The sequence below is a fragment of the Undibacterium sp. 5I2 genome (assembly GCF_035019605.1).
Lineage (GTDB): Bacteria > Pseudomonadota > Gammaproteobacteria > Burkholderiales > Burkholderiaceae_D > Undibacterium.
On the sequence record NZ_JASJVS010000053.1, the window covers coordinates 1 to 25,727 of the forward strand.

At 54.6% G+C, this 25,727-nt stretch carries 26 protein-coding genes; 14 read left to right on the forward strand and 12 right to left on the reverse strand.

What is annotated here, in order from left to right; translation table 11 throughout:
- Window positions 1–119: 119 nt before the first annotated feature.
- The 8 genes from QN359_RS15810 to recA all read right to left on the reverse strand — a co-directional run bounded on the left by QN359_RS15810 (window position 120) and on the right by recA (window position 6,883).
- A complete protein-coding gene (locus tag QN359_RS15810) occupies window positions 120–545 on the reverse strand; it encodes a pilin (protein ID WP_322249509.1) in 426 nt (141 codons plus the stop codon).
- Between the two features lie 246 nt (window positions 546–791).
- Window positions 792–1,391 (reverse strand): FHA domain-containing protein, encoded by a 600-nt coding sequence (locus tag QN359_RS15815; RefSeq protein WP_322249510.1) that lies wholly within the window; start codon window positions 1,389–1,391, stop codon window positions 792–794.
- 28 nt (window positions 1,392–1,419) lie between these two features.
- Complete coding sequence (locus QN359_RS15820) at window positions 1,420–2,226, reverse strand: Stp1/IreP family PP2C-type Ser/Thr phosphatase (protein WP_322249511.1); 807 nt, start codon at window positions 2,224–2,226, stop codon at window positions 1,420–1,422.
- A 157-nt stretch (window positions 2,227–2,383) separates the two neighbouring features.
- Window positions 2,384–3,265 carry a succinate--CoA ligase subunit alpha gene (gene sucD, locus QN359_RS15825; RefSeq protein ID WP_322249512.1) on the reverse strand — a complete coding sequence of 294 codons (882 nt, stop codon included), beginning with the start codon at window positions 3,263–3,265 and terminating at the stop codon, window positions 2,384–2,386.
- A gap of 18 nt (window positions 3,266–3,283) precedes the next feature.
- On the reverse strand, window positions 3,284–4,468 hold the full coding sequence (sucC, locus tag QN359_RS15830; RefSeq protein WP_323493221.1) for an ADP-forming succinate--CoA ligase subunit beta: 1,185 nt from the start codon (window positions 4,466–4,468) through the stop codon (window positions 3,284–3,286).
- 31 nt (window positions 4,469–4,499) lie between these two features.
- Entirely contained in the window at window positions 4,500–5,090 is a 591-nt protein-coding gene (locus QN359_RS15835) for a DUF2889 domain-containing protein (protein WP_322251025.1), read from the reverse strand.
- Window positions 5,091–5,263: 173 nt separating this feature from the next.
- Window positions 5,264–5,719, reverse strand: coding sequence for a recombination regulator RecX (recX, locus tag QN359_RS15840; protein ID WP_322249514.1), 456 nt, complete (start codon window positions 5,717–5,719; stop codon window positions 5,264–5,266).
- 105 nt (window positions 5,720–5,824) lie between these two features.
- Window positions 5,825–6,883 carry a recombinase RecA gene (recA, locus tag QN359_RS15845; protein ID WP_322249515.1) on the reverse strand — a complete coding sequence of 353 codons (1,059 nt, stop codon included), beginning with the start codon at window positions 6,881–6,883 and terminating at the stop codon, window positions 5,825–5,827.
- 457 nt (window positions 6,884–7,340) lie between these two features.
- On the opposite strand from recA, the gene QN359_RS15850 reads away from it, so the two are divergent.
- From QN359_RS15850 to QN359_RS15875, 6 genes are all read left to right on the forward strand, one after another.
- Window positions 7,341–7,763 (forward strand): type II toxin-antitoxin system VapC family toxin, encoded by a 423-nt coding sequence (locus QN359_RS15850; protein WP_322249516.1) that lies wholly within the window; start codon window positions 7,341–7,343, stop codon window positions 7,761–7,763.
- A gap of 195 nt (window positions 7,764–7,958) precedes the next feature.
- On the forward strand, window positions 7,959–9,479 hold the full coding sequence (gene adh, locus QN359_RS15855) for an aldehyde dehydrogenase (protein WP_322249517.1): 1,521 nt from the start codon (window positions 7,959–7,961) through the stop codon (window positions 9,477–9,479).
- Window positions 9,480–9,554: 75 nt separating this feature from the next.
- Window positions 9,555–9,938 carry a DUF779 domain-containing protein gene (locus tag QN359_RS15860; RefSeq protein ID WP_322249518.1) on the forward strand — a complete coding sequence of 128 codons (384 nt, stop codon included), beginning with the start codon at window positions 9,555–9,557 and terminating at the stop codon, window positions 9,936–9,938.
- A gap of 70 nt (window positions 9,939–10,008) precedes the next feature.
- Window positions 10,009–10,257, forward strand: a complete 249-nt coding sequence (locus QN359_RS15865; RefSeq protein ID WP_322249519.1) for a DUF3297 family protein — start codon at window positions 10,009–10,011, stop codon at window positions 10,255–10,257.
- Window positions 10,258–10,357: 100 nt separating this feature from the next.
- Entirely contained in the window at window positions 10,358–11,071 is a 714-nt protein-coding gene (locus QN359_RS15870) for a hypothetical protein (RefSeq protein WP_322249520.1), read from the forward strand.
- A 101-nt stretch (window positions 11,072–11,172) separates the two neighbouring features.
- Window positions 11,173–12,402, forward strand: coding sequence for an AGE family epimerase/isomerase (locus QN359_RS15875; protein ID WP_322249521.1), 1,230 nt, complete (start codon window positions 11,173–11,175; stop codon window positions 12,400–12,402).
- A 21-nt stretch (window positions 12,403–12,423) separates the two neighbouring features.
- Here QN359_RS15875 and QN359_RS15880 read toward each other — a convergent pair whose 3' ends face one another.
- Window positions 12,424–12,957, reverse strand: a complete 534-nt coding sequence (locus tag QN359_RS15880; RefSeq protein WP_322249522.1) for a GNAT family N-acetyltransferase — start codon at window positions 12,955–12,957, stop codon at window positions 12,424–12,426.
- A 279-nt stretch (window positions 12,958–13,236) separates the two neighbouring features.
- On the opposite strand from QN359_RS15880, the gene QN359_RS15885 reads away from it, so the two are divergent.
- The 8 genes from QN359_RS15885 to QN359_RS15920 all read left to right on the forward strand — a co-directional run bounded on the left by QN359_RS15885 (window position 13,237) and on the right by QN359_RS15920 (window position 22,021).
- Window positions 13,237–13,944, forward strand: a complete 708-nt coding sequence (locus tag QN359_RS15885) for a response regulator transcription factor (RefSeq protein WP_322249525.1) — start codon at window positions 13,237–13,239, stop codon at window positions 13,942–13,944.
- Window positions 13,941–15,458 (forward strand): sensor histidine kinase, encoded by a 1,518-nt coding sequence (locus QN359_RS15890; protein ID WP_322249526.1) that lies wholly within the window; start codon window positions 13,941–13,943, stop codon window positions 15,456–15,458. The genes QN359_RS15885 and QN359_RS15890 overlap by 4 nt, the downstream gene beginning before the upstream one ends.
- Window positions 15,459–15,713: a DUF4212 domain-containing protein gene (locus QN359_RS15895; RefSeq protein WP_322249527.1), complete on the forward strand. Its 255-nt coding sequence runs from the start codon at window positions 15,459–15,461 to the stop codon at window positions 15,711–15,713.
- The gene (locus QN359_RS15900) at window positions 15,713–17,749 is read left to right on the forward strand and encodes a sodium:solute symporter family protein (protein WP_322249528.1); all 2,037 of its coding nucleotides are present in this window, start codon (window positions 15,713–15,715) and stop codon (window positions 17,747–17,749) included. Before QN359_RS15895 ends, QN359_RS15900 begins: the two co-directional genes overlap by 1 nt.
- Window positions 17,750–17,811: 62 nt before the next feature.
- On the forward strand, window positions 17,812–19,236 hold the full coding sequence (locus QN359_RS15905; protein ID WP_322249529.1) for a circularly permuted type 2 ATP-grasp protein: 1,425 nt from the start codon (window positions 17,812–17,814) through the stop codon (window positions 19,234–19,236).
- Window positions 19,237–19,303: 67 nt separating this feature from the next.
- Window positions 19,304–20,254: an alpha-E domain-containing protein gene (locus QN359_RS15910; RefSeq protein ID WP_322249530.1), complete on the forward strand. Its 951-nt coding sequence runs from the start codon at window positions 19,304–19,306 to the stop codon at window positions 20,252–20,254.
- 19 nt (window positions 20,255–20,273) lie between these two features.
- Window positions 20,274–21,080 (forward strand): transglutaminase family protein, encoded by an 807-nt coding sequence (locus tag QN359_RS15915; protein WP_322249531.1) that lies wholly within the window; start codon window positions 20,274–20,276, stop codon window positions 21,078–21,080.
- Between the two features lie 80 nt (window positions 21,081–21,160).
- Window positions 21,161–22,021 carry a proteasome-type protease gene (locus QN359_RS15920; protein WP_322249532.1) on the forward strand — a complete coding sequence of 287 codons (861 nt, stop codon included), beginning with the start codon at window positions 21,161–21,163 and terminating at the stop codon, window positions 22,019–22,021.
- Here the strand turns inward: QN359_RS15920 and QN359_RS15925 are convergent, their stop codons facing one another.
- The 3 genes from QN359_RS15925 to QN359_RS15935 all read right to left on the reverse strand — a co-directional run.
- Window positions 22,022–22,582 carry a DNA-3-methyladenine glycosylase I gene (locus tag QN359_RS15925; RefSeq protein WP_322249533.1) on the reverse strand — a complete coding sequence of 187 codons (561 nt, stop codon included), beginning with the start codon at window positions 22,580–22,582 and terminating at the stop codon, window positions 22,022–22,024.
- Between the two features lie 83 nt (window positions 22,583–22,665).
- Complete coding sequence (locus QN359_RS15930; protein WP_322249534.1) at window positions 22,666–24,252, reverse strand: PDZ domain-containing protein; 1,587 nt, start codon at window positions 24,250–24,252, stop codon at window positions 22,666–22,668.
- Between the two features lie 99 nt (window positions 24,253–24,351).
- On the reverse strand, window positions 24,352–25,727 hold a 1,376-nt coding region (locus QN359_RS15935; protein ID WP_323493593.1), incomplete at its 5' end, for a S41 family peptidase.

Sequence of the window (25,727 nt, forward strand, 5' to 3'; positions counted from 1 at the left end):
TTTAAAAAACGTCCATCAGGCTTTTGCGACAGCCTCTGAAGGCCGGGGTTTCAAACCCTAGTCAGATTTTTGATGAAAATGCCGGGGCATGCGGGTATGCAATAACAGGAAGGACGCAATCAATGCCGACATTCCGCCGGTACAAAGGGGAAATTAGCCGCGCCACCGACCGTGGAACACGTCCACACCACCGGCTTGTCGGTGCTGTAAGTCGGGGACAGCAAGACAGAGATGAAAGCCGCTTTGGATGTACCAGTACCGGTCAATACCCCCGTTGCGTCGTCACAGCTGACCGAGCTGGTATTGACTGTTGGCGTAGTGATGTTGCTGACACCAAGGCAAGAGCCGGGTCCGCTACCATTATTACTCGACAGATTTTCTGTCACGGTAGGGATAAACCCGGCAGTCAGGCCGAGTACTTCGGCCACGCGTGCGCGCACGGTATACGTTCGGTACGCCGGCAAGGCGAACGCAGCCAAGATGCCGATAATGGCAATAACGATCATCAGCTCTATGAGCGTGAAGCCTTGCTCGATTCTGTTCATGGCGTTCTTCATTCATGAAGTAGACCACAACACTCAGCACACTGAGTTTGAAAAAAATCAAAAAATCGTCTTCTCGCGCTTCCCTAGGGAAGCGCAGATTTAATCGCAGTGGAATTGACCGTTGCCAATGAGGATGCAATGCAAGGCGTCTTCTGCTGTCAATAGCGAGCTATTGACAGCAGAAGGCAACGCAGCAGTGCGCCTCAGTGGCGGCGGGCAAACCGCTTGGATTAAATCTGCGCTTCCCTAGACCAACACAAACTGCATGTGTGTACCAATCAAATCAATAATATCGCCCTGCTTGAGCGCTTGTGCTTGCTCACCGATCAAGACGCCATTGAGCTTAGGGTATTGCTTACCTTCGACGTGGCGCAACATGTATTGCTCGGCTTGGCGCGTAATGGCCATCACTTGCGTGCCCGGGCTGCCGATCGTGGTGACGGGCTTGCTGACACTTAATTCCTTGCCGGCATTGGGGCCGTTCATCACGCGCACCTTGGCTTGCTGGGAAGGTTTGACGGCACCAGCGGCCGGATGGATGGCGGTAATTTGCGCATTTTTTTCCACCTGAAAGCGCAATTTGTACTTGCCGATGTCGATCACATCATCATGCTGCAACAAATGCTTTTTCACCGGCTGGCTGTTGACCATGGTGCCATTGGTGCTGCCGAGATCGAGCACAAACGAGCCGCTTGAGGCGGTATCGATGGCGGCATGCTGGCCACTGACGGTCAGATGGTCGATCACGATATCATTGCCGGGGCGACGCCCGACGGTCATCCGCGACTTGGTGATATTCACTTCCTGCTGTATCAAACCATTGAAGGTGACGATAATTTTCGCCATAGTTTTCTCATCATGTAAAACACAAAAATTATCGGGTCAGAAGACGACGCAGCCATGATGACTGCCCGACCTCGACTACTTTGAACAGCACGACGGAACAATTATCCTTGCCGCCTTCGGCATTGGCACAATCGACCAGCACGCGGCAGCAGCACGTCAAATCGTTTTGATGCCGCTGCAGGATGGCAGCGATCTCATCGGGCGTCAGCATATCGGTCAAGCCATCCGAACACAAGAGGTAGAGATCATCGGCCTGTACCGCATGCACCGTGATTTCCACGTCGATGTCATCTTGTGTGCCGACGGCACGGGTAATAAGATTTTTGATCGAAGAAAAACGCGCATCGGCTTCACTGATGAGGCCGGCATCGATTTGCTCCTGCAATACCGAATGATCATGGGTGAGCCGCGTCAGCGCAGCGGCGCGATACCGATAGGCGCGTGAATCACCGACATGAGCGAGCAGTAATTTATCATAGGAAAAGCAGGCCGTGACCACGGTCGTACCCATGCCTTGGCAAGCCGCATCGGTTTGCGACGCTTGCAGTACGCAGCGATTCGCCAATTCCACCGCTTCGAGCATCCAACGGGCCAGCGTGCGATCGGGCCAGCCTATCCGCAGCGACCACAAACCAGCCAAGCGCGCACATAAGTAATCAGTGATCAGGCGCGCACTCATGGCGCTGGCGACTTCGCCGGCGCGATACCCGCCCATACCATCGGCCAGCACGGCGCAGCCGTAATCGGCACAGACGATGATGGCGTCTTCATTATGCTCGCGCACGCGCCCAGTATCAGACAGCGCTGCGAATTGTAATACTTGCTGAGATGACATAGGTCAGTTACAGGGCGCTTGCTGTTAGCAGAATAATGTTTTTATTGTTTTACATCGTATCGGAATCAAATGGCATTGGACAGTGTGCCATAGCGAACATCGATACTAACAAAAAAGCCGCGACCAGCGCGGCTTTTTCACTTGCACAGTAACATTATTACAGCATAGCTTTCAACAAACGCGCCATTTCCGACGGGTTTTTAGTTGCTTTGATGCCGCATTCTTCCATGATGTCGAGCTTGGCTTGCGCCGTATCTGCACCACCGGAAATCAAGGCACCGGCATGACCCATGCGTTTGCCCGGAGGCGCAGTGACACCGGCGATGAAGCCGACCACTGGTTTTTTCATGTTGTCGCGTACCCAGTACGATGCATTGGCTTCATCCGGACCGCCGATTTCACCGATCATGATAACCGCATCGGTATCAGGATCATCATTAAACATGCGCATGATATCAATGTGTTTCAAACCATTGATAGGATCGCCGCCGATACCGACTGCCGACGATTGACCCAGACCGAGTGCGGTCAATTGACCGACTGCTTCGTAAGTCAAAGTACCGGAGCGCGAAACCACGCCGATACGACCCTTGCGGTGGATATGACCTGGCATGATACCGATCTTGATTTCATCGGGTGTGATCAAACCTGGGCAGTTCGGGCCGAGCAGCATAGTTTTGCTACCAGACTTAGCCATACGGTCTTTGAGCATCATCATGTCGCGCACAGGAATGCCTTCGGTAATGCAGATGGCCAAATCAAGGTCGGCTTCAACCGCTTCCCAGATGGCGGCAGCGGCACCGGCTGGCGGCACGTAGATCACCGAAACGGTAGCACCGGTGGCGGCTTTGGCTTCCGATACGTTGGCAAAAATAGGAATGCCTTCGAAATCTTCGCCGGCTTTCTTAGGATTAACACCAGCAACGAAACAGTTTTGGCCGTTCGCGTATTCGCGACACATGCGGGTATGGAACTGGCCGGTTTTGCCAGTGATACCCTGGGTGATGACTTTTGTATCTTTATTAATCAGGATGGACATTTTATTTCCTAGCAAATATTAAGCGTGAGCAGCAGCAGCAGCGACAACCTTTTGTGCGGCTTCTTCCATCGTGTCAGCGGCGATGATAGGCAAGCCGGAATCGGCCAGCATTTTCTTGCCGATGTCTTCGTTGGTGCCCTTCATGCGTACTACCAGCGGTACTTGCAAGGACACAGCTTTGGACGCCGTGATCACGCCTTCGGCGATCACGTCACAACGCATGATGCCACCGAAAATATTGACCAAGATCGCTTTCAGACCTGGGTTTTTCAACATGATCTTGAAGGCTTCTGTCACTTTTTCTGCCGTCGCACCACCACCTACGTCGAGGAAGTTGGCTGGTTCGCCGCCGAACAATTTGATGGTATCCATCGTCGCCATGGCCAGACCAGCACCATTGACCAGGCAACCGATATTACCGTCGAGGGAAATATAGGCGAGGTCAAATTTAGAGGCTTCGATTTCGGCCGGATCTTCTTCATCCAGATCGCGGTAAGCGACGATTTCCGGTTGACGGAACAAGGCGTTGGCATCGAAATTGAATTTCGCATCAAGAGCGATGACTTTACCGGAACCGGTCAAGATCAAAGGATTGATCTCAGCCAGCGAGCAATCGGTCGCCATGAAAGCTTTGTACAAACCTTGCAACTGTACGCGGGCGTCCGCGATCGAGCCTTCAGGCACACCGATTTTGCGCGAGATATCGTCGGCTTCAGCATCTTGCAAGCCAGCTGTTGGATCAATCGCTACCGAGTGCAACAGTTCCGGGTGGGATTCTGCCACTTCTTCAATGTCCATGCCGCCTTCGCTCGAAGCCATCAAGACCACGCGTTGGCTGATCCGGTCGGTGACCATACTGACATACAATTCTTTAGCAATATCGGCACCTTCTTCGATCAGCAAGCGACGTACTTTCTGACCTTCCGGGCTAGTCTGGTGCGTTACCAGTTGCATGCCGAGAATCGCTTCGGCGTATTCGCGTACTTGTTCCAGTGACTTCGCTACTTTCACGCCGCCGCCTTTACCGCGACCGCCTGCATGAATTTGCGCTTTCACGACCCAGACTGGTCCGCCCAGGGTTTCCGCTGCCTTGACAGCTTCATCAACGGACAAGCATGGGATACCGCGCGGTACTGTCACTCCGAATTGACGGAGGATTTCTTTACCCTGATACTCATGGATTTTCATACGACTTCCCTTCAGACACTGAGGTATAAATAATTAAACAAACAAACTAGCTGGGTGATTTTGCATCGGGCGTGCTGCTGGCCCAACGCGGGTAATATTGAACAACGGCTGGACCATCGAGGCGCAGCGAATGACAACGTTGTAATTGAAACGGTCGCACCGCATCGCTGCCATCGGCTGCATCGCTGGCGCTGTCGCGGGTGGCCAGAACCTCACCGGCGAAGGCTTGCACCGCGGCCGTCGGCAAAATTTGCGCCAATTCCGTCAAATGGGTGCAGCCGAGTATGCCACCCAAGTGCAAGCGCACGCCGTGGCGGAATTGCTGCAGTAAATTCAGACCGATGAGCTTTTTATAATCAGGCGTAATCGCTTCGCAAAAGCCGGGATACGGCACTGCGACCGAAACGGCGGCGGCATCGACGACATTGAATTGCACATCGATGGTGACGCGCAGATGTAAATCATGCAAGGCTTCGCCACATGGCCGCACGCCCGAGGCGAGCGCGATATCGCGGGTTTTATGGTCGGTAATATGGGCGTCAAGATCCCACAAGCCGTCGTCGCGAGCGTACGCAGCTATACTGATGGCACGCGTATGTTTCAACGTGCGTGGAGATGTTGATGGTAGAAAGGGCATCATGCCTTGCTGGCGGCTATCACTATAAGGAGCCACATTGCGCGTCGTCATCGCAGTTTCTACGATAACAGCCGCTCTTGCGGCCTTGCAAAAAACCTCAGAATTCTAGCACAGCTGGCTGGGGAACTCACTGCCTGTCGGCTTTTTTTACATTTCCAGCCGCGGATGTAGCATTATTGATCATCTTCGTCGCGCGGCGCACGCATGGCCAGTTGTACCGCTTTGCCGGAAAAACCACGCTGCTGCAGGAAGCGGCTATGCCGCATGCGCTCGTTCTGATCGAGCGGCGCGGCAGGAAATTTCCTGTGCAAGACAGAAATAGCGCGCGCGCCCTCACCCTCACTCAATTGTTCGCGTATTCGCGCCAAGTCTTCGCCCTCCAGCGCATGGGTCTGCAACTCGGCGAGAATGCGATAATTGCCATAGCGTGCAGAGCGTCGGTTCACCAAGGAATCAGAAAACCGTTGATCCGACATGAAATCGGCCGCAGCCAGCCAGTTCAGCACCATGTCGAGTTCTTCGGCATCGGCCGCATGGGGCGATAATTTACGTCGCAATTCGCTGCGGCTATGCTCGCGCATAGACAAATAGCGTAAAGCGCGGCCCTTGAGACTCAGTGTTGGTTTCATTAATTACTGCTTGCCAATAAAAAGGCCGACAATCCCGATCGAAGTGGAATTGCCGGCCAAAACTTTCAAATCAAATTAACTTAGCTTAGCTTAGCTTAGCTTAGCTTACGCCGCTGCGACAGGCGCTGCCGTTTGCAAAGGCGGTGGCAACAAAGGTACGTTCAAATGGGCGCGGACTTTGTTTTCAATTTCATACGCCAATGCTGGACGTTCTCTGAGGAAATTACGTGCATTATCTTTACCCTGACCGATGCGTTCGCCATTATAGCTATACCATGCACCAGCTTTTTCGATGATTTTCGCATCGGCCCCGAGATCGAGGATTTCACCTTCGCGTGAAGTGCCTTCCCCATAAAGAATATCGAAATGCGCTTCTTTAAATGGTGGCGCGACTTTATTTTTGACGACTTTCACCTTGGTTTCATTGCCAATCACTTCATCGCCCGATTTGATCGAACCGGTACGACGGATATCGAGGCGCACCGAAGCGTAGAACTTGAGCGCATTGCCGCCGGTGGTGGTTTCCGGGCTGCCGAACATGACGCCGATTTTCATACGGATTTGGTTAATGAAAATCACCAAAGTATTAGTACGTTTGATACTGCCTGTCAGCTTGCGCAGCGCTTGCGACATCAGACGCGCTTGCAGACCCGGCAAGGAATCACCCATATCGCCTTCGATTTCAGCACGCGGCGTGAGCGCGGCGACCGAATCGATGACGATCAGATCAACACTGCCCGAGCGTACCAGGGCGTCAGTGATTTCCAATGCCTGTTCGCCAGTATCTGGTTGCGAAATCAGTAATTCATTGAGATTGACGCCAAGCTTTTGCGCATAACCGACATCAAGCGCATGTTCGGCATCGATAAAGGCGCAAGTGCCGCCGATTTTCTGCATTTCTGCAATAGCTTGCAGGGTCAAGGTCGTTTTACCCGATGATTCCGGACCGTAAATTTCAACAACTCGGCCGCGTGGCAAACCACCGACGCCAAGCGCGATATCGAGGCCGAGTGAACCGGTCGAAACCACTTGAATTTCTTCCACCACGGCACCATCAGCCATGCGCATGACGGAACCCTTGCCGAATTGCTTCTCGATTTGTGCCAGCGCTGCGGCCAGCGCCTTGCTCTTTTCTGAGCTGTTGTCAGATTTCTTATCGTCCATACATTCTTTCATTCAATAAGCAGCCGGTGGAAAACAACACAGAGATGTTTTTCCGCGTTTTGCAGTACTGTATAAAAAAACAGTGATTTATGCAAGCGACTTTTACAAACTGTGCGAATTCCACCCAGACTGACTATCTTACCAACAGTTCTGTCAGCGCGCAGGCCTTGCATAGACGATGCTTGAAAAATCATCGACACAGCGGTAAAGTTTTCCTATTGCGGTCAATTTCGCGAGGATGCAATGAGCACAACTCTCTTGTTCAAACATATCAAAAGCTGCATCGCTTTAGCTTTAAAACAATGCGGCGCGGCACATGGTCGCAGTCGCGAAGCCGAACATTCCGCGATTTCGCCAGACCCGTTACGCCGCCCCTTCGCCGAAGTACTGCGCACGATGCCAGATGTAGGGATAGATGCTGATTTTAATTGCCGAAATGAAATTACGAATTAGCCAAATGACTCGCTTTTTAGTCGATACGAATGTCATCAGCGAACACCGCAAGGGCAATAAAGCCAATGCCGGCCTGAAACAATTTTGGCGTGAGGTCGATCCCGAGACGGTGTATTTATCCGTACACACCATCGGTGAAATTCGTGCCGGCATCGTAAACATTTCTAAGCGTGGCGATTGCTATCAAGCCGGTGTAGTAGACCAATGGCTCAGTCACATCCTGCGCGACTATGCCCAACGGATTTTTCCATTTGACCTTGACTGCGCTCAGTTATGGGGGCAATTGATGGCTAAACATAAACAACATCCGGTCGACAAACAGATTGCCGCGATTGCGCTCGTCTATGGCATGGATCTCGTTACGCGCAATGTTGCGGATTGCGCCGGCACTGGCGTGACCGTGATCAATCCGTTTGTGTCTGATTGACCCCTGCCTGCTCCAAGCTGCGTAACACTGTTCTGTCTTGGTACAGTTGTTCCATTCGCAAGCGCCCGAGCATCACAGAATAAACGCATATAAATCAGAGACTTAACTCCAGGATAACGAGTGGCATGCATTGTGCGTCAAAGCAACGTGCAGGACAGTTCGCATTCCCTATCTGATAACCATCTGGAGACGACAATGATTTATGCTGCACCGGGCGCTGCTGGCGCTAAAGTTCAATTCAAAAGCAAGTACGACAATTTCATCGGCGGCAAATGGGTCGCCCCGGTCAAGGGTGTGTATTTTGACGTGGTCACCCCGATCACTGGCTTGGTGTTCACGCAGGCCGCCCGTTCCGGTGCGGAAGATATTGAACTCGCTCTCGACGCTGCCCATGCCGCCGCCGATAAGTGGGGCCGGACTTCGGCCGCCGAACGGTCGAATATATTGTTGAAAATTGCCGATCGTCTCGAAGCCAATTTGGAACTGCTGGCCTATGCCGAGACCATCGACAATGGCAAACCGATACGCGAAACACTCAATGCCGATATTCCGCTGACCATCGATCACTTCCGCTACTTCGCCGGCTGTGTGCGCGCCCAAGAAGGCGGTTTGAGCGATCTCGATGAAAACACCGTGGCGTATCACTTCCATGAGCCGCTCGGGGTGGTCGGTCAAATCATTCCATGGAATTTTCCGATTCTGATGGCCGCTTGGAAGCTGGCCCCCGCCATCGGTGCCGGTAACTGCGTGGTGCTCAAACCAGCCGAATCGACACCGATCAGTATCTTGATCATGGCCGAATTGATCGCCGATTTGCTGCCACCGGGTGTGCTCAATATCGTCAATGGCTACGGGCGCGAAGCCGGCATGCCCTTGGCAACCAGCCGCCGTATCGCCAAGATTGCCTTCACCGGTTCGACCTCGACCGGACGTATGATCGCTCAGGCCGCGGCCAATAATCTGATTCCGGCGACGCTGGAATTGGGCGGAAAATCACCGAATGTATTTTTTGCCGACGTCGCGCAAAAAGATGATGCGTTTTTTGATAAAGCCATCGAAGGCTTGGTACTGTTCGCTTTCAACCAAGGCGAGGTGTGCACCAGCCCATCGCGCGCACTGATACACGAATCGATTTACGATGAATTCATGGAACGTGCTTTGCCGCGCGTACGTGCGATCAAGCAGGGTAACCCACTCGATACCGATACCATGCTCGGAGCGCAAGCCTCGAAAGAGCAAATGACCAAGATCATGTCGTATCTCGACCTCGGCCTACAAGAAGGTGCCGAACTACTGGTCGGCGGCGCACGCGCGCAGATGAGTGGAGAACTGGAACAAGGCTATTACATCCAGCCGACCATGTTCAAAGGTCATAATAAGATGCGTATTTTCCAAGAAGAGATTTTCGGCCCGGTACTGGCCGTGACCACCTTCAAAGATGAAGCCGATGCGCTGGCGATTGCCAACGATACGCCTTACGGCCTCGGTGCCGGCGTCTGGAGCCGCGATGGCAATGTTGCTTATCGTATGGGCCGCGGCATTAAAGCCGGCCGCGTCTGGACCAACTGCTACCATGCTTATCCGGCGCATGCCACCTTCGGCGGTTACAAGGAATCAGGTATCGGTCGCGAAACCCATAAGATGATGTTAGATCATTACCAGCAAACTAAGAATCTTTTGGTCAGCTACAGCGAAAACAAGCTCGGCTTCTTCTGATTCCATCGCCGCTATAGATGCTGTTTTAGTTTTGCGGGGACACCACTTGTCCCTGCTTTTTTTTGGGAGCAGAGGATGGTTGACAAAGTCATTGCGACACCAGCGGCCTTGGAGCTGATCGCTTTCTTGCAGCAGAAACACGGGGCGCTGATGTTTCATCAGTCCGGTGGCTGCTGCGATAACAGCGCGGCCAATTGCTATTTGCCAGGGGAATTGACCATCGGTGCCGGCGATGTTTATCTCGGCGAGATAGGCGGCGTATCGTTTCACATCGGTATTTCACAATATCAGCATTGGAAACACACGCAATTGATCATCGATGTCATCGATGGTTACGGCGGCACCTTGTCGCTCGAAGGTCCGGAAGGGAAGGCCTTTCATACCCGCTCAAGGGTGTTTGAGCAAGCCGAACTGGACGAACTGAGTCAAGACCCGGCTTGGCTGGCGGCGTGTCGATAGGCATGGACTGCAGCAAGGACATCGGCTTGCCAGCTTGTCGGGCCGCGCATTCTGGGCGATAATCAGGCCCATGACCGATATCTCTACACTCCCCCCCTTGCCCGACCGCCTGTCGATCGACCCACGCAGCCCCCACCATGTGCGCGCCATCTTCGAACATGATGTCGGTATCCGTTTCAATGATAAAGAACGTCTCGACGTCGATGAATATTGCATCAGCGAAGGCTGGATCAAAGTGTCCGGCGGTAAAGCGCTGGACCGTAAAGGCCAACCGATGTCGATCAAATTAAAAGGTAAAGTCGAAGCGTTCTACCGCTGATCGCCGACTGTCATTGTAGGCGGCCGATCTGTATGCCGCTGTTTCCCCTGCTCTCGCGGTGCCCGGCACCGCAGCTCCTCCCTTGTTCGATAAAGATCCCATGACCACACCAGAACTCGCGTTTCGCGCGACCACGGAGCAAGCCTGCGCCTGGCTCACGCAACAAACCGGTACGCCATGGAATTTGGCGCGCTTGCTCGAGCATCAGCTCACGCCCTATGTTTGGCTCGATTACGACAGTGCGCATGCGGCCTTATTCGGCGACGCCAATGGCGGCTATGCGGCACCGATTTTTTTCCTCGACGATATCACCCACTTGGCCAGTGGTGCGGCGGATGTACAAATCACCATGACCAAGGATAGCGACAAACTGGTCGTCAGTTTACCGCCCCCGGGCTGGCGGCGTGCCTTGCATGAGCTGCGTTTTCAAAAGTCGGACTTGCAGCGCTTGCACAAGCAATGGCAAGCAGCGCTGGCCGCTGCTGCTGCGCCGGTGGCCGTCAGCGTGACTGAAACCCAGCATGGCTTGCTGCGCGCCGAAGTGTTGTCGGTGTTTGCCGGTTTGCTGAAAATCGATTTGGCGCAAGCGCTCGATGCCGGCGGCGGTATTTTCGGCGATGAAGGTGCACGCATCAAAGCCAGTACCCGCAAAGGGAAAAAGAAAATCGAATGGTCACCGGTGACCTTGGCACTCGGCTTCAATGAAGTCTACCGGGTACCGCTGGGGCAGTTGTCGCGCCGCTTTGAAGATCAGGTCTTGCTGCATCCTTGGCAATATGCGTGGCAACGCTCGCTCGATTTATTGGGTAAATAGGCGCGCCACCCTTGCCTGCGCCAGTTATTCACGCATGGGCGCGATTCCATCGCGGGTTAAATTAGGTAGAATGGGCGTATCGCTTTCGCTGCTTATTCCACATGAACTTACCTGACTTTCGTTCGCCGCACATGCTCACGGCACATATCCAAAGCACCTTGGATTTTTACGAACCGCATTGTGTCGACCCTAGCGGCGGTTTTTATCACTTTTTCCAAGATGATGGCCAAGTCTATGACCGCCACACCCGTCACTTGGTCAGCAGCACGCGCTTCATCTTCAATTATGCGATGGCATGTCGTCACTTCGGTCGCAGCAGCGATCACGCCAAGCTCATGCATGGGCTGCGCTTCTTGCGCGACGTGCATCGCCATCCAGATAGTGGTGCCTATGCCTGGGAATTACGTTGGGAGAATTCTGAAAAAACCGTCATCGACGACGACAACCACTGCTATGGTCTGGCCTTTGTATTGCTCGCTTATGCGCATGCGCTGATGGCCGGCGTGGCTGAAGCGCAGCAGTGGATGGATGAAAGCTTCGATCTGATGGAGCAGCATTTTTGGCAAGCCGAGTACGGCTTGTATGCCGATCAGTGCAAGGCCGACTGGTCGCAGCGCGCGCCCTACCGCGGCCAGAATGCGAATATGCACGCCTGCGAAGCCATGCTGGCCGCGTATCAAGCCAGCGGCGAGCGCCGCTATCTGCTGCGGGCCGAACTGCTGGCCGAGCACATCGTCAATCGCCAAGCCGACTTGGCCGCTGGTTTGATCTGGGAACACTATCATGCCGATTGGAGCATAGACTGGGATTACAACCGCGATGACCGCGCCAATCTGTTTCGCCCCTGGGGATTCCAACCGGGCCATCTGACCGAATGGGCCAAACTCTTGTTGATACTCGAGCGCCATCGTGATGCGCTCGACGGCCGCGGCGACTGGCTGCTGCCACGCGCGATGGCCTTGTTTGATACCGCGCTCGAGATGGCCTGGGACCGGCAACACCTAGGTATTCATTACGGCTTCGATCCGGCCGGGGCAATTTGTGATGGCGATAAATATTTCTGGGTACAAGCCGAAAGTTTTGCCGCCGCCGCTCTGCTGGCGATACGTAGCGGCCACGCCCATTACTGGGATTGGTATGACAAAATCTGGGCCTATAGCTGGCAGCATTTTGTTGATCACCGGCATGGTGCTTGGTACCGCGTACTCAGCGCCGACAACCGCAAACTCTCCAGCCACAAAAGCCCGGCGGGCAAGGTCGATTACCACACCATGGGGGCGTGTTATGAAGTACTTGATGCCATGAAGCAAGCAAACCAGCGGTCGGACTGAGCTTTACCCTGCCAAGCTCGCTCACAACTCGCGCATCATGACTTGCGAAGTAACATGAAAACCCTGGCGCTCAAAAAACCGATGCGCCTGATGATTGCCTATTCCGCTTTCGAGGAACACGCGGGTACGCCCCTCAGCGGCCAGACGTGCCGCCAGCGCCTCGAGAAATTGCTGCGCCACGCCTAGTCCACGCCACTGCGGCGCAATGAGAAAATCATCGAGCACGGCGTAAGCTCGCGTGCTGCCGCCGTAACTTAAAAAAGCAATCCCAGCCAGTTCCGTGCCGCAGTGGGCACAGACCACTTCGGCGGAAAAATCTTGCTGTTGCCTTTGAGCAGCTATTTGTCGCACTTCCTCAATCAGCAAGGCGCGCAAATTCGGCTGCCACACGCCGGGGGCGAGCGCCCGCCCACCCTGTAATTCGGCATGCGAGATATAGTCAGCCTGGGCGTTGGCACAGAAAAAATCGGCAATTTGCTCGGCACTGGCGCTGCCACCAAGCTGCAGGAGCGGCTTGATGTGCTTGTTTGCGCTGTTATTGGTATGTTGGGACATGGCGACACTCACGGATAAAAAAATCGGCGCGGCTGGCGATGCTGATGATCTGCGTCAAAACTTGGCTGCAGTAATGTGCACGAGCAAAATTTTTCAGCGAATTCAAGGTCAAATTGGTATACAGTTGAGCGATGATAAGAATAAGCATAAGCTTAGGCAAGTGCATAGTGTAACAAATAAAATACCGTTCAGGAAAAGCATAAAAAGCGCTATGCACACACTGTTGCAGGCGATCAATTCTATTCCTGATTATGAGACAACTTCACCATTGAAATCACCATGCGTATCCTGCTAGCAGAAGATGACAGCGTTTTGGCCGACGGCCTGACCCGCTCGCTGCGCCAATCCGGCTATGCCACCGATTGCGTCAATAACGGCGAAGAAGCCGATACCGCCTTGACGACGCAAGACTTTGATTTACTCATTCTCGATCTCGGCTTGCCCAGACTGAGCGGCTTGGAAGTCTTGCGCCGCCTGCGTGCGCGTAACTCGCACTTACCGGTACTGATATTGACGGCGGCCGATTCGGTCGAGCAGCGCGTCAAGGGCCTCGATCTCGGGGCCGACGATTACATGGCCAAACCATTCGCGCTGTCGGAGTTGGAAGCACGCGTGCGCGCGCTCACGCGGCGCGGTGCCGGCGGTGGGCCAACCGTGATCAAGCATGGTCCGCTCAGTTATGATCAGGTTGGCCGTATCGCTTACATCCATGAACAGATGCTCGATTTATCGGCGCGTGAGCTCGGTTTACTTGAGGTGCTGTTACAACGCACCGGGCGTCTGGTTTCCAAGGATCAGTTGGTCGACCACTTGTGTGAATGGGGTGAAGAAGTCAGCAATAATGCCATCGAAGTGTATGTGCATCGCTTGCGTAAAAAAATAGAAATCGATGGCGTGCGCATCGCCACGGTACGCGGCCTCGGATATTGTTTGGAAAAATATTTCGTCGCCCCGCGCAGCAGCGTGATCGATATCGATCAACCATGAAGCTGCCGCCCAGCGTTGATCCGGCTGCTGGCGTCGCTGGCGTCGAGAACATTTTGCTGCAGCCGCCGGAAGAAAAAATCCAGCGTTCTTTGTTCGGCGAAATTCTCGACTGGATGCTGGCACCCTTGTTATTGCTCTGGCCGATGAGCATCGCCATTACCTATCTGGTTGCCAAATCCATCGCCAATCAACCGTTCGACCGCGCCCTTGAAGATAAAGTCTTGGTGCTGTCACAACAGGTCAAAGCCAGCGAGTCGCTCACAATCGGGCCGCTGAATAAAATTGCACGTGATATTTTACGCGCCGACGATCTCGATAATCTGTTTTTTCAGCTGCGCAGTAACGGCACTATTATCGACGGCGACAAGGAAATTCCGCTGCCGGATGAGGAAGACAAGCCGGCCAACGGCGGCATACAACTGCGCACTTTCAACCTGCACGGCATCGACCTGCGGGTCGCGTATGCCTATGTCGAACGGCGTATCGGTGCCACCCACGAGTCGCAGCAAATTCTGATACAAGTCGGTGAAACGCTGGAAAAGCGTGCAGTCTTGGCGAATGAAATCATCAAGGGGGTAGTACTGCCACAATTCATTATTTTACCGGTCGCCTTGGCCTTGGTGTGGTTTGCGCTCAGCCGCGGTCTGTCACCCTTGGCCGAATTACAGCAGCGCATACGCTTGCGCCGGCCCGATGATTTAAGCCCCATCGATGCCCGTTCGGTGCCGGAAGAAATCACCCCGCTGGTGACCTCCTTGAATGATATGCTGGCCCGCGTGGCCCTGACCATAGATAGTCAAAAACGTTTCATCGCCGATGCCGCACATCAGATGAAAACCCCATTAGCCGGTATGCGCATGCAATCCGAACTGGCCTTGCGTCAAACTGACCAAGCAGAAATCCACCGCTCACTGCTGCAGTTATCGACCAGTTCCGAAGCCGCTACCCGCCTCATCAACCAGTTGCTCACCATGGCCAGAGCTGAGAATCAGAGCAGTGCCAGCCAAGCTCGCGAACTGATCAATCTCAACGAACTGGCCATGCATACGGTGCGCGATTGGATTCCCGCCTCGTTTGCCAAAAAAATCGACCTCGGCTTCGAGCAACCGGATTTCGCCATCAATCTGTTCGCCTATCCGGTGATGCTGCGCGAAATGCTCAGCAATTTAATCGACAATGCGATTCGCTACACGCCCTCGGGACACAGCGTCACGGTCCGTGTGGCGCTCAATGAAGAGCAAGCCTTGGCGCTGTTGGAAGTGGAAGACAATGGCCCCGGCATCGTCGAGGCCGAACGCGAACGGGTATTCCAACGTTTTTACCGCATCCTCGGCAGCAATGTTCAAGGCAGCGGCTTGGGTTTGGCGATCGTGCGGGAAATCGTGCAGCAGCATGCGGCCCACATAGTAATCAGCGATAACCCGAACCACCAAGATAGCGACTTCCCCGGCTGTACCTTTCGTATCGCCTTTCCCCTCAAGCCGTTTGAGGATGCTTCTGAACGGAGTAGCTGAATGCGCTTTCTTGCTGCTGCAGCGCCACATTACTGGCGTCGTACCAAACGCCTGACCAGCATCCTGCTGCTGTGCTGGCTGGGGCTCACTTTCGGCTGCCTGTTTTTTGCCCGTGAGTTGGCAGACATCACTTGCTTCGGCTGGCCCTTGTCGTTTTACATGGCCGCACAAGGTCTCACGCTCAGCTATGTGCTGCTGCTGGCGGTATATTCACTAGGCATGCACTGGATTACTCGTCGCAAAGGCCAGCATTGATGTCACAAAAAAAATTCACGCAAAAACTGCGGCTGTATTACCTCTGGTACACCTTATTGTTTTTCATCGTCCTCATCAGCTTGGCGATACTCGAAAAAGAAGGTATGCCGCGCGCTTGGATCGGCTATTTGTTCATGTTCGTGACGATAGTCATTTACGCCGGCATAGGGGTACTCTGTCGCACCGCCGATATCAGTGAGTATTATGTCGCCGGGCGACGCGTGCCGGCCGTCTTCAACGGCATGGCCACCGCCGCCGACTGGATGTCGGCGGCGAGCTTCCTCAGTCTGGCTGGCGGTTTGTATTTGCAAGGCTTTGATGGTCTGGCTTATATCGTCGGCTGGACCGGCGGATTTTGTTTGGTGGCGATGTTGATCGCACCTTACATTCGCAAATTCGGCCAGTACACGATTGCCGATTTTCTCGGCAGCCGATTCGCCGGACCTGACAATACCAACTTGGTGCGGATACTGGCGGTACTGGCGACGGTGTTCATTTCTTTCATCTATGTGGTGGCGCAAATTTACGGTGTCGGCTTGATCACCTCACGGTTTACCGGCGTTGATTTTTCCGTCGGCATTTTTCTCGGCTTAGCCAGCATTTTGGTATGCTCGTTTTTGGGCGGCATGCGCGCCATCACCTGGACCCAGGTGGCGCAATACATCATCATCTTGATCGCTTTCATGATTCCGGTTGGCTGGCTGGCGGCCAAATTGAGCGACAATCCGGTACCGCAGTTATCTTATGGTGCCTTCTTGCCGAAGCTGGTGGAAATCGAAAAACGCTTCGCCGCCGACCCGAAAGAACAGCAGGTACGAGCGATTTACCGCCAGCGCGCCGATGCCTTGCAAACAAAAATTTTGGCCTTGCCGGCGTCTTGGGGCAGCGGCCGCGAAGAATTGGAAGGCGAACTCGAACGTTTGAAATCGGGTAGCGGCAACCTGATCGCAGTGAAGAATGCCAGCCGCCTGTTGGCTGATTATCCCAGCTCGCCGGAGTTGGCACGGCTGCGTTGGAATGAGATCCGGCAGTCTTACTTGGCCAAAGCCGAACCGGGCTTTTCACAATACACCCCGTATGCGGCCAAAAGCGCGGCAGAATCAGATATCCGCCGGAATAATTTCATGGCTCTGGTGTTATGTCTGATGATGGGCACAGCCGCCTTGCCCCATGTACTCACGCGTTATTACACCACGCCCTCGGTGAGCGAGAGTCGCGATTCGGTGTTTTGGTCGCTGTTCTTCATCATGTTGCTCTACCTGACGATTCCGGCGCTGGCTATCTTGGTTAAATATGATATCTACACTTCCTTGGTCGGCAGTGAATTTTCCAAACTGCCGTCTTGGGTTACTTACTGGGCCAACATCGACAAGATCAATCCTTTGGTGAGTATCATCGATGTCAATCATGACGGCATCGTTCAGTTGTCGGAAATTATCATCGACGGCGACATCATCGTGCTGGCCATGCCCGAGATTGCCGGTCTGCCCTATGTGGTGTCGGGATTGGTAGCGGCCGGTGGCTTGGCGGCGGCGCTGTCGACCGCCGATGGTTTGCTGCTGACGATTTCAAATTCCCTGTCGCACGATATTTATTACAAAATCATCGATCCGAGCGCCTCGACGCAAAAACGGGTGACGATTTCCAAGTTGTTTCTGCTCGTCGTCGCCCTCTTCGCCGCCTATGTCGCCTCGCTCAAACCGGCCGACATCCTGTCCTTGGTCGGTGCCGCTTTTTCGGTCGCCGCCTCGGCGCTGTTTCCCGCACTGGTATTGGGCATTTTTTGGAAGCGCGCGAACCATCAAGGTGCAATCGCCGGCATCATCAGCGGATTTTCGGTCTGTGTACTTTACATGCTCATCACTCACCCTTGGTTCGGCGGCAGCATCAACAACCAGTGGTGGCATATCGCACCAATTTCGGCCGGCGTGTTCGGTGTCCCGGCCGGTTTTCTGTGCATGTTGCTAGTGAGTCTGTGGACACCCGCGCCCGACCAACGCACGCTCGAGCTGATTGACTATATTCGCGCCCCCTGATCGTGCGACTGCTGGCACGCTTCTTGATACAGTAATACTTACCCGAACTCGCGGAAATTGATATGGAAAAATTTTTCAACGAAATGACTGCCCAAGCAGTCGGCACTGCCGATGCAACCCGCGAACATTATCGCCCATTCTGTAACTGGCTCAAGCAGCAAAGCCCGGAGCGTCTGCAGGCCAAACGCGCTGAAGCCGATCTGACCTTTCGCCGCGTCGGGATTACCTTCGCCGTCTACGGCGATGACGCCGGCACCGAACGCTTGATTCCCTTTGATATCATTCCGCGCATCATTCCAGCCCAGGAATGGCAACAGTTACAAGCTGGTTTGGTACAGCGTGTACAAGCGCTCAATATGTTCATTCATGATATCTATCACGATCAAAACATCATCAAAGCCGGTTTGATTCCACCCGAACAAATCTATAAAAATGCCCAGTATCGCCCGGAAATGCAGGGTATTTCAGTGGCCTCTGATATTTACGCACATATCGCCGGGGTCGACATCGTGCGCGCCGGTGCCGGTGAGTTCTATGTGCTGGAAGATAATTTGCGTGTTCCTTCAGGCGTGTCATACATGTTGGAAGACCGCAGGATGATGATGCGGCTGTTCCCTGAGTTATTCGCCAATAATAAAATCGCACCGGTCGATCATTATCCCGATATGTTGCTCGACAATTTGCGTTCGGTCGCACCGATCGGCGTCGATAATCCGACCGTGGTGGTGATGACGCCGGGAATGTATAACTCGGCCTACTTCGAGCATGCCTTCTTGGCGCAACAAATGGGGGTGGAGTTGGTGGAAGGGCAGGACTTGTTCGTCAACGAGAATGCCGTTTATATGCGCACCACGCGCGGCCCCAAACGCGTCGATGTCATCTATCGCCGGGTCGATGATGATTTTCTCGATCCGCTGGCGTTCCGCCCCGACTCCTCACTCGGCGTGCCGGGCCTGTTATCGGTGTATCGAGCCGGCCGCGTCACGCTGGCCAATGCCATAGGCACCGGCGTGGCCGATGACAAATCGATCTATCCGTATGTGCCGGACATGATCAAGTTTTATCTGACAGAGCAGCCGATACTCAATAACGTGCCAACCTATCAATGCCGCAAGCCGGAAGACTTGGCCTATACCCTGGCCCACTTATCCGAACTGGTGGTGAAAGAGGTGCATGGTGCCGGTGGTTACGGCATGCTGGTCGGCCCGGCCTCAAGCAAGCAACAGATTGAAGATTTCCGCCAGCGTCTGCTGGCCAAGCCGGATGGCTATATCTCTCAGCCGACCTTGGCACTGTCGTCCTGCCCGACCTTCGTCGAGCAAGGCATCGCACCCCGCCACCTCGATTTGCGTCCCTTCGTCTTATCCGGCAAAACCATTTCCATGGTGCCGGGCGGTTTGACCAGGGTGGCACTGGAGGAAGGCTCGCTGGTGGTGAACTCGTCGCAAGGCGGCGGCACCAAAGACACCTGGGTGCTGCAAGAGTAAGCGCACACAGAAAAATAAGCTGATTTTTTTCCGCTCTGCGCGGTCGATTATTTTAGAAAGAATACTTATGCTGAGCCGAACCGCCGATCACTTATTCTGGATGGCACGTTATACCGAACGCGCCGAAAACACGGCACGAATGCTCGATGTGAATATGCAAACGTCGATGTTGCCGCAATCGGCGCAAAATGCTGAACAAGGCTGGCGCGCCATGCTCGGCATTTCCGAGCTCGAAACCGCCTTCGACCACCAATATGGCATGTTGACTAAGGCTGACGTGCTCGATTTCATGGTGCGCGATCCGATGAATCCATCTTCGATTGCCACCTGTCTGAAGGAAGCACGTGAAAACGCACGTGCCGTGCGCGGTACCCTGACTACCGAAGTGTGGGAAACCCAGAACGCAACCTGGCTGGAAATGCAGGAAAAACTCAACAGCGGCATGCTGGAACAAGATCCCAGCCAATTCTTTGAATGGGTTAAATTTCGTTCGCATCTCTCGCGCGGCGTCACCCTCGGTACCATGCTCAAAGACGAAGCCGTGCATTTTATTCGACTCGGCACCTTTCTCGAACGGGCCGACAATACCGCTCGTATTCTTGATGTGAAATTTCACGGCGTGGCAGAGGCCGAGCACGGTCGCCAAGTCATGCAGCGCGATTTTTATTACTGGGCGGCCTTGCTGCGCTCGGTGTCGGGCTTTGAAATTTACCGCAAAGTATATCGCGATGTGATTACCCCGGAACGGGTAGCCGAATTGCTGATGCTGCGCGGTGATATGCCGCGCTCGCTGTTGGCTTGCATGGATGAAGTGGTTGCCAATCTGGCTGAAGTGCGCAATGATTTGTCAGCCGACAGCGAACGCTTTGCCGGGAAATTGCATGCCGATTTAAAATTCGCCCGTATCGATGATATTCTCGAAGCCGGCCTGCACGACAGTCTCAAACAATTTTTGGAAAACATTTTCGAGCTGGGCAATCGCATAGGGCGCGATTTTCTGGTTCCCTGCGCGACCTGAACGCCGGAACATTTAAATCATGCAACTACTCATTCAGCATCAGACCACTTACCGCTACTCGCTTGCCTCGACGTATACGATACAACAGTTGCGTTTGACGCCGCGCGCCGAATCGCACCAGCGTATCGTCGAGTGGCGCTTGCAAACGGCCGGGAGTAAGCAAGCCTTCCTCGATGCCTATGGTAATCAGTCACATATGCTCACTACCAGCGGCCTGCATTCTGAAGTCAATATCCTCGCCGAAGGCGTAGTCGATGTCAGCGCCCCACCGTATGGGCGCATCACCGATGCCGAACAATTTTCGCCGCTGGTGTTTACGGTGGCGACTCGGCTGACCGAGTCCAGTCCCGCGATCACGGCTTTCGCCCAGCAGCATTTGCCGCAGATCGGCGCGGCTGGTAGCCGCGACTTACTCGTGCTGGCCGAGCAGATCCAACAAGCTGTCGCTTACCGCAGCGGTACCACCATCGTCACCAGCACGGCCGACGAAGCGCTGGCCCAAGGCTTGGGCGTGTGTCAAGATCATGCCCATCTGTTTCTGGCTTGTTGCCACGTGCGCGGCATTCCGGCGCGCTATGTGTCTGGCTATATCGACCCGGAAACCAGCGGCCACGCCGACAGCCATGCTTGGGTTGATGTTTGGGCTGATGATCATGGCTATCATGGCTGGATCAGCATCGATGTCACGCATGCGCGTTTGATGAATGACAGTTACTGCCGCTTGGCGATCGGGCGCGATTATGATTCGGCCGCACCGGTACGCGGCGTGCGCCGCGGTGGTGGCAGTGAAACCTTGAGCGTCTCGGTACACGTGCGGCCACGCTGATTCGCCGCCTACACCTGCCCGGCTTGAGGTAAAATCAAGCCTTCACGTTTTTCAGCAAAATTATTTGCTCTATTTTCAAGATGACTTACTGTGTTGGCATACGCCTCGACGCCGGGCTGGTTTTCCTCTCTGATTCACGCACCAATGCTGGGGTGGATCAAGTTGGCACCTTCCGCAAAATGTCGGTGTTTGAAAACCCCGGCGAACGGGTGATGGTTTTGATGACGGCTGGGAATTTATCAATTTCGCAATCGATACGCGAATTGTTGGCTGATTTTCAAGATGAACGCGGTAACAATATCTGGAATGCGCCGAATATGTACGAAGCCGCACGCATCCTCGGCGAAACCGTGCGCCGCGTGCATCAGCGCGATGCCAAGGCGCTCGCTGAATTCGGCATCGATTTCAATGTCAGCCTGATGTTCGGCGGTCAAATCGGTGGCGAACGCTGCCGCTTGTTTCAAATTTACTCGGCCGGTAACTTCATCGAAGCGCATGATGAAAACACTTACTTCCAAATCGGCGAAGCCAAGTATGGCAAACCGATACTCGATCGCGTGGTCAATCCGGCCACCAGCCTCGATGACGCCGCCAAATGCGCGCTCATTTCCATGGATTCGACTTTGCGCTCGAATGTGTCGGTCGGCTTGCCGCTCGATTTACTGGTCTATGAAAACAATCGTCTGGCGATCAGCCGTTTCGTTACCATCGATGAAAAGAACCAATACTTCCAAACGATACGCCATAACTGGGGCGACCAATTGAAAGCCGTGTTTGAAGGCATCGCCGCTCCGGTATGGGATGCCGAGCAAGCGCCGGCTGGCGGCGCACGTCAGCATCAAGTACACAATTTACCGGTATTGGTACGCGATCCACTGCGTACCAGCACCCCCGACGCCGCCTTACAATCATTCGCCGGCCAACAGCCGCGGCGCAGTTGATCAGGCCTCGTTCTTCTGATACCAAGCACAATCGGCGGCATGGTCGTTGACCATGCCTATGCCCTGCATGTAGGCATAGATGATGGTGCTGCCGACGAACTTGAAGCCGCGGCGGCGTAAATCTTTGGAAATCTGATCCGACAAAGGCGTCGTGATGATGCGGCTGCCATCATTAATAATCGGCAAGCCACTGACATGGCCCCATAAATACGCATCGAGACTGCCGCATTCCTGACACAAGCGCAGATACGCCTGAGCATTGGAAATGGCGGCGGCGACTTTAAGACGATTGCGGATGATGCCGGGGTTGGCCAGCAAGGCAGCCACCTTGTCGGCATCGTAGGCGGCGATCTTGTGCGCATCCCAGTCATCGAAGGCGAGCCGGTAATTGCTGCGTTTATTGAGCACGGTTTCCCAACTCAAACCGGCCTGGGCACCTTCCAAATTAAGCATTTCAAACAGCCGGCGCTCATCATGACAGGGCACGCCCCACTCATGGTCATGGTAATCAAGGTAGAGCGGATTGGCCGGATTAGCCCAGCTACAGCGCGGTCGGTTCATTCCTTATTCCCTGACACAGAAGTAAGCGCGGATTGAAACCGCGCTTCCAAGTTAATCGGGACCGCAACCCCGACGAGTTTCCATTAAAAACCGATACCGGCGCTCAGGCTATTGAGTTTCTCAGCGCGCGTGCGCACCAACTCATACGCCGACGTACTCGGTGCCGGACAGACGCCATCACGGCGGTAGCTCAGCGCAGCCTTCAACACAGCCTCGGCCGGATCGCCAAGTGCGGCAGTGAGATCGTCGGCCACTGCGCAGGTGGGTGCAAAGCCATCGGCATAGTCACTCTCACCGCGCGTATTACCGAGTCGGGACTGCGGCATATAATAATACCAACCGCAATTCTTCACCACGCCCATACCATACGGCATACCGGGCGTGGCAGCACCGATCAGATCAACCTTCACACCGATGCCGCGCAAGGCATTGATCAACGCTTCATTGGCCGGTCCGGTGGCATGCGTGACGAGTAAAGTCACGCGTGACAATGCCAGTGTGGGTAACACCGCACCAGTATCAGAATGCGTGCGGAAGCGGTAGGCTGCATCGTGCTCAGCGAGTCTGGCATTATGCACGGTTTTCTGAAAACTGTGCCCCTGCGTTCGCTGCGGTCCGGCAATCATCGCGGCCAACAGATTGGCACGATCCATCGAGGCACCGGCATCGTAGCGCAGATCAACGACGAGATCACTGACATGGTGCCCCTTGAGCTCGCTCACTGCTGCGATCAGCGCCGCATCGGCTACGCCAGACTGTAACACCGCAGCCGGCGTGGCCAACATCAGGTAGGCGATACCATCGGGCAGCATGCGCACATACCTTACCGGTGTCGGTAAGAGTAGTTGTGCGCTTAAATTCAGTGCCGGCTTATCTTTAAAAATAAATACATGGGTGCTCTCGGTGCGCGGAAATAAAGCACGCTGGGCGCGTATTTGCGCAGCTCGCTCAGGCTCATTGACGACATCGATACCATCGATGCTGAGCAGTTCATCGCCGCGCACGATGCCAGCCGCCGCGGCCGGCGAGCCCGCTGCCACATCGGCCACGCGCCACGCTGCCGGTGCCGGCGCGCGCACCCAACTGATGCCATAGCTGGGGTCGGCCAAACTGGATGCCGCCGCCGAGACGGCCTGCTCACTCTGCACCTGGAAATACGCATCGAGCGGCGCGCCAGCAGGTGTCAGGGCAGGGTTTTTCAAGCTGGCGTAAAACGCTTGTGGGGTATCGTTCAGTGGGCTCAGTAAGCTCTTCGGTATGGTGTCGGCCCACAAGTATTTTTCTTCGACCACGGCACGCAAATAACTTTTTTCATCGTTGCTGCTACCTGAGCGCTCAGAACTCGATGGCTGTGGCGCGGCACAGCGTCCGGCTAATTCGCGCAGCGGTTTGATCTGCGCCATGCCGGCCTCCAGCGATTGGTGCGCCGCTGGTGTGACTGGTGTGACTGGTGTGACTGGTGTGGTCGGTATAATCGGTGTGGTCGGCTTAACCGGGGTGACAGGAATCAACGGCGTCAGCGTTTCCGGCAGCCCGCTGACTACGCCATTTTCGACATGGGCCATCGGGACACTGGTGATGCCGACGACAGGTGCAGGAGCGACGTTGGTGTCGCCGCCGCCGCAGGCTGCCAACAAACTCAGAGAGAACAAGGGAAGTAAAGTTTTCATCGACAGACTCCATGTGGTTGGTGTCATTCAAGTCTATCGAAATAAAAATTGCTTCGGTGGTCAGTGCTAGCCGCTAAGTTTGCAGCTTTCGTCCATTTTTCAGCGCCCGCTCAGAATCCGCATTTCCGAGCTAGGCGGCCGTACCAAACGGTAACTCGCTGCGCTGACTGCCGCAGTTGTAGCGGCAGGTGCGATGGGACAAACCGCATTTTGACGATAGGCCAGCGCAGTTTTCAACAAGGCTTCGGCGGTATCGCCGCGTTGGTGTGTGAAGTCGTCGGCGACCGCGCAGGTCGGTGCGAAGCCATCGGCATAATCGGCCAGCAATTTATCGTTGACCCCTTTGAATTGAATCGCAAAGTAAGTCCAGCCACAGTTATCTTGCGGGACAAAGCCATACGGTTTGCCACGCGTGGCAGCACCGATCAAATCTACCTTCACATCGACGCCACGTAAGCTGTTAATCACCGATTCACTGGCCGAAGCCGTGCCGCGGGTAACGAGTAAGCTGACATGTTTCAGATTCAAAGTCGGCAGGGCTAAACCGGCGACCGTGCTGGAATAAAATGGGTAGCTGGTGTTTTGCGCCGTCTGCTTATCGTTGTAAGTCAGCTTTTCAAAGATGCGCGCATGGGTCGAACTTGGTCCGGCCACCATGTAAGCCAGTTCACTGGCGATATATAGCAAACCACCACCGTTGTAGCGCAGATCGATGATCAGATCGGTCACGCCGGCAGCCTTGAGTTGGCTGATCGCCGCACTCAATTCTGCTTCTGATTTGGCGATGTGGCTGTCAAAAATAAAATAGCCGACCGCGCCGCTGGCAGTCTGCAGCACACTGACATTGTTGACTGTCGCCAGCGGATAAATCGCCGGCGTCAAGCTGACTGCGGCCTTGCCTTTGAAGGTCAACACATGGGCGGCTACACTGCTGGGTGCCAGCGCCTCATTGAGCTTGGCGATGCCAGCCGTACTGTTGTCATTGATGAAATCGATGCCATCGATAATGCTGAGTTGGTCACCGCGAACTATGCCAAGCAAGGCCGCCGGCGAAGCCGCAGCCACACCGGCGACGATCCAGTTTCGCGGCGGCGCGCTGCTCTGGGCAGCCCATTGTATGCCGTAATCTTGCGCGATACCGGCACTGGCCGCGGCCCACGAAGCACTGGTCTGCGACCAATGAAATTGGTCGACGGCGGTACCGCTGGCCGTAACGGCCATGGTTTTGAGTGCATCAAAATAAGTTTGCGGTGAACTGTAAGTAGCCGGCATCAAATTGCTCGGCACATCGGTGTACCAAAGATAGGTTTCATCGACGAACGAGCGCAAGTAGGCTTTTTCAGTCGCGGCGCTGGCGGCCACATCAATCGTACCGGCGCGCGGCGTGGCGCATTGATTAGCCAGACTCGCGGCCGATGGCAAGCCGCTGCTGCCGGACGCTGCCGAACTGGAACTGGAACCACCACTGCCACCAC

Excerpts from the sequence above, each read along its gene's own strand:
- QN359_RS15810 (WP_322249509.1), bottom strand. The coding sequence starts at position 545 with ATGAACAGAATCGAGCAAGGCTTCACGCTCATAGAGCTGATGATCGTT.
- QN359_RS15815 (WP_322249510.1), bottom strand. The coding sequence starts at position 1,391 with ATGGCGAAAATTATCGTCACCTTCAATGGTTTGATACAGCAGGAAGTG.
- QN359_RS15820 (WP_322249511.1), bottom strand. The coding sequence starts at position 2,226 with ATGTCATCTCAGCAAGTATTACAATTCGCAGCGCTGTCTGATACTGGG.
- sucD (WP_322249512.1), bottom strand. The coding sequence starts at position 3,265 with ATGTCCATCCTGATTAATAAAGATACAAAAGTCATCACCCAGGGTATC.
- QN359_RS15835 (WP_322251025.1), bottom strand. The coding sequence starts at position 5,090 with ATGCCCTTTCTACCATCAACATCTCCACGCACGTTGAAACATACGCGT.
- recX (WP_322249514.1), bottom strand. The coding sequence starts at position 5,719 with ATGAAACCAACACTGAGTCTCAAGGGCCGCGCTTTACGCTATTTGTCT.
- recA (WP_322249515.1), bottom strand. The coding sequence starts at position 6,883 with ATGGACGATAAGAAATCTGACAACAGCTCAGAAAAGAGCAAGGCGCTG.
- QN359_RS15850 (WP_322249516.1), top strand. The coding sequence starts at position 7,341 with ATGACTCGCTTTTTAGTCGATACGAATGTCATCAGCGAACACCGCAAG.
- adh (WP_322249517.1), top strand. The coding sequence starts at position 7,959 with ATGATTTATGCTGCACCGGGCGCTGCTGGCGCTAAAGTTCAATTCAAA.
- QN359_RS15860 (WP_322249518.1), top strand. The coding sequence starts at position 9,555 with ATGGTTGACAAAGTCATTGCGACACCAGCGGCCTTGGAGCTGATCGCT.
- QN359_RS15865 (WP_322249519.1), top strand. The coding sequence starts at position 10,009 with ATGACCGATATCTCTACACTCCCCCCCTTGCCCGACCGCCTGTCGATC.
- QN359_RS15870 (WP_322249520.1), top strand. The coding sequence starts at position 10,358 with ATGACCACACCAGAACTCGCGTTTCGCGCGACCACGGAGCAAGCCTGC.
- QN359_RS15875 (WP_322249521.1), top strand. The coding sequence starts at position 11,173 with ATGAACTTACCTGACTTTCGTTCGCCGCACATGCTCACGGCACATATC.
- QN359_RS15880 (WP_322249522.1), bottom strand. The coding sequence starts at position 12,957 with ATGTCCCAACATACCAATAACAGCGCAAACAAGCACATCAAGCCGCTC.
- QN359_RS15885 (WP_322249525.1), top strand. The coding sequence starts at position 13,237 with ATGCGTATCCTGCTAGCAGAAGATGACAGCGTTTTGGCCGACGGCCTG.
- QN359_RS15890 (WP_322249526.1), top strand. The coding sequence starts at position 13,941 with ATGAAGCTGCCGCCCAGCGTTGATCCGGCTGCTGGCGTCGCTGGCGTC.
- QN359_RS15895 (WP_322249527.1), top strand. The coding sequence starts at position 15,459 with ATGCGCTTTCTTGCTGCTGCAGCGCCACATTACTGGCGTCGTACCAAA.
- QN359_RS15900 (WP_322249528.1), top strand. The coding sequence starts at position 15,713 with ATGTCACAAAAAAAATTCACGCAAAAACTGCGGCTGTATTACCTCTGG.
- QN359_RS15905 (WP_322249529.1), top strand. The coding sequence starts at position 17,812 with ATGGAAAAATTTTTCAACGAAATGACTGCCCAAGCAGTCGGCACTGCC.
- QN359_RS15910 (WP_322249530.1), top strand. The coding sequence starts at position 19,304 with ATGCTGAGCCGAACCGCCGATCACTTATTCTGGATGGCACGTTATACC.
- QN359_RS15915 (WP_322249531.1), top strand. The coding sequence starts at position 20,274 with ATGCAACTACTCATTCAGCATCAGACCACTTACCGCTACTCGCTTGCC.
- QN359_RS15920 (WP_322249532.1), top strand. The coding sequence starts at position 21,161 with ATGACTTACTGTGTTGGCATACGCCTCGACGCCGGGCTGGTTTTCCTC.
- QN359_RS15925 (WP_322249533.1), bottom strand. The coding sequence starts at position 22,582 with ATGAACCGACCGCGCTGTAGCTGGGCTAATCCGGCCAATCCGCTCTAC.
- QN359_RS15930 (WP_322249534.1), bottom strand. The coding sequence starts at position 24,252 with ATGAAAACTTTACTTCCCTTGTTCTCTCTGAGTTTGTTGGCAGCCTGC.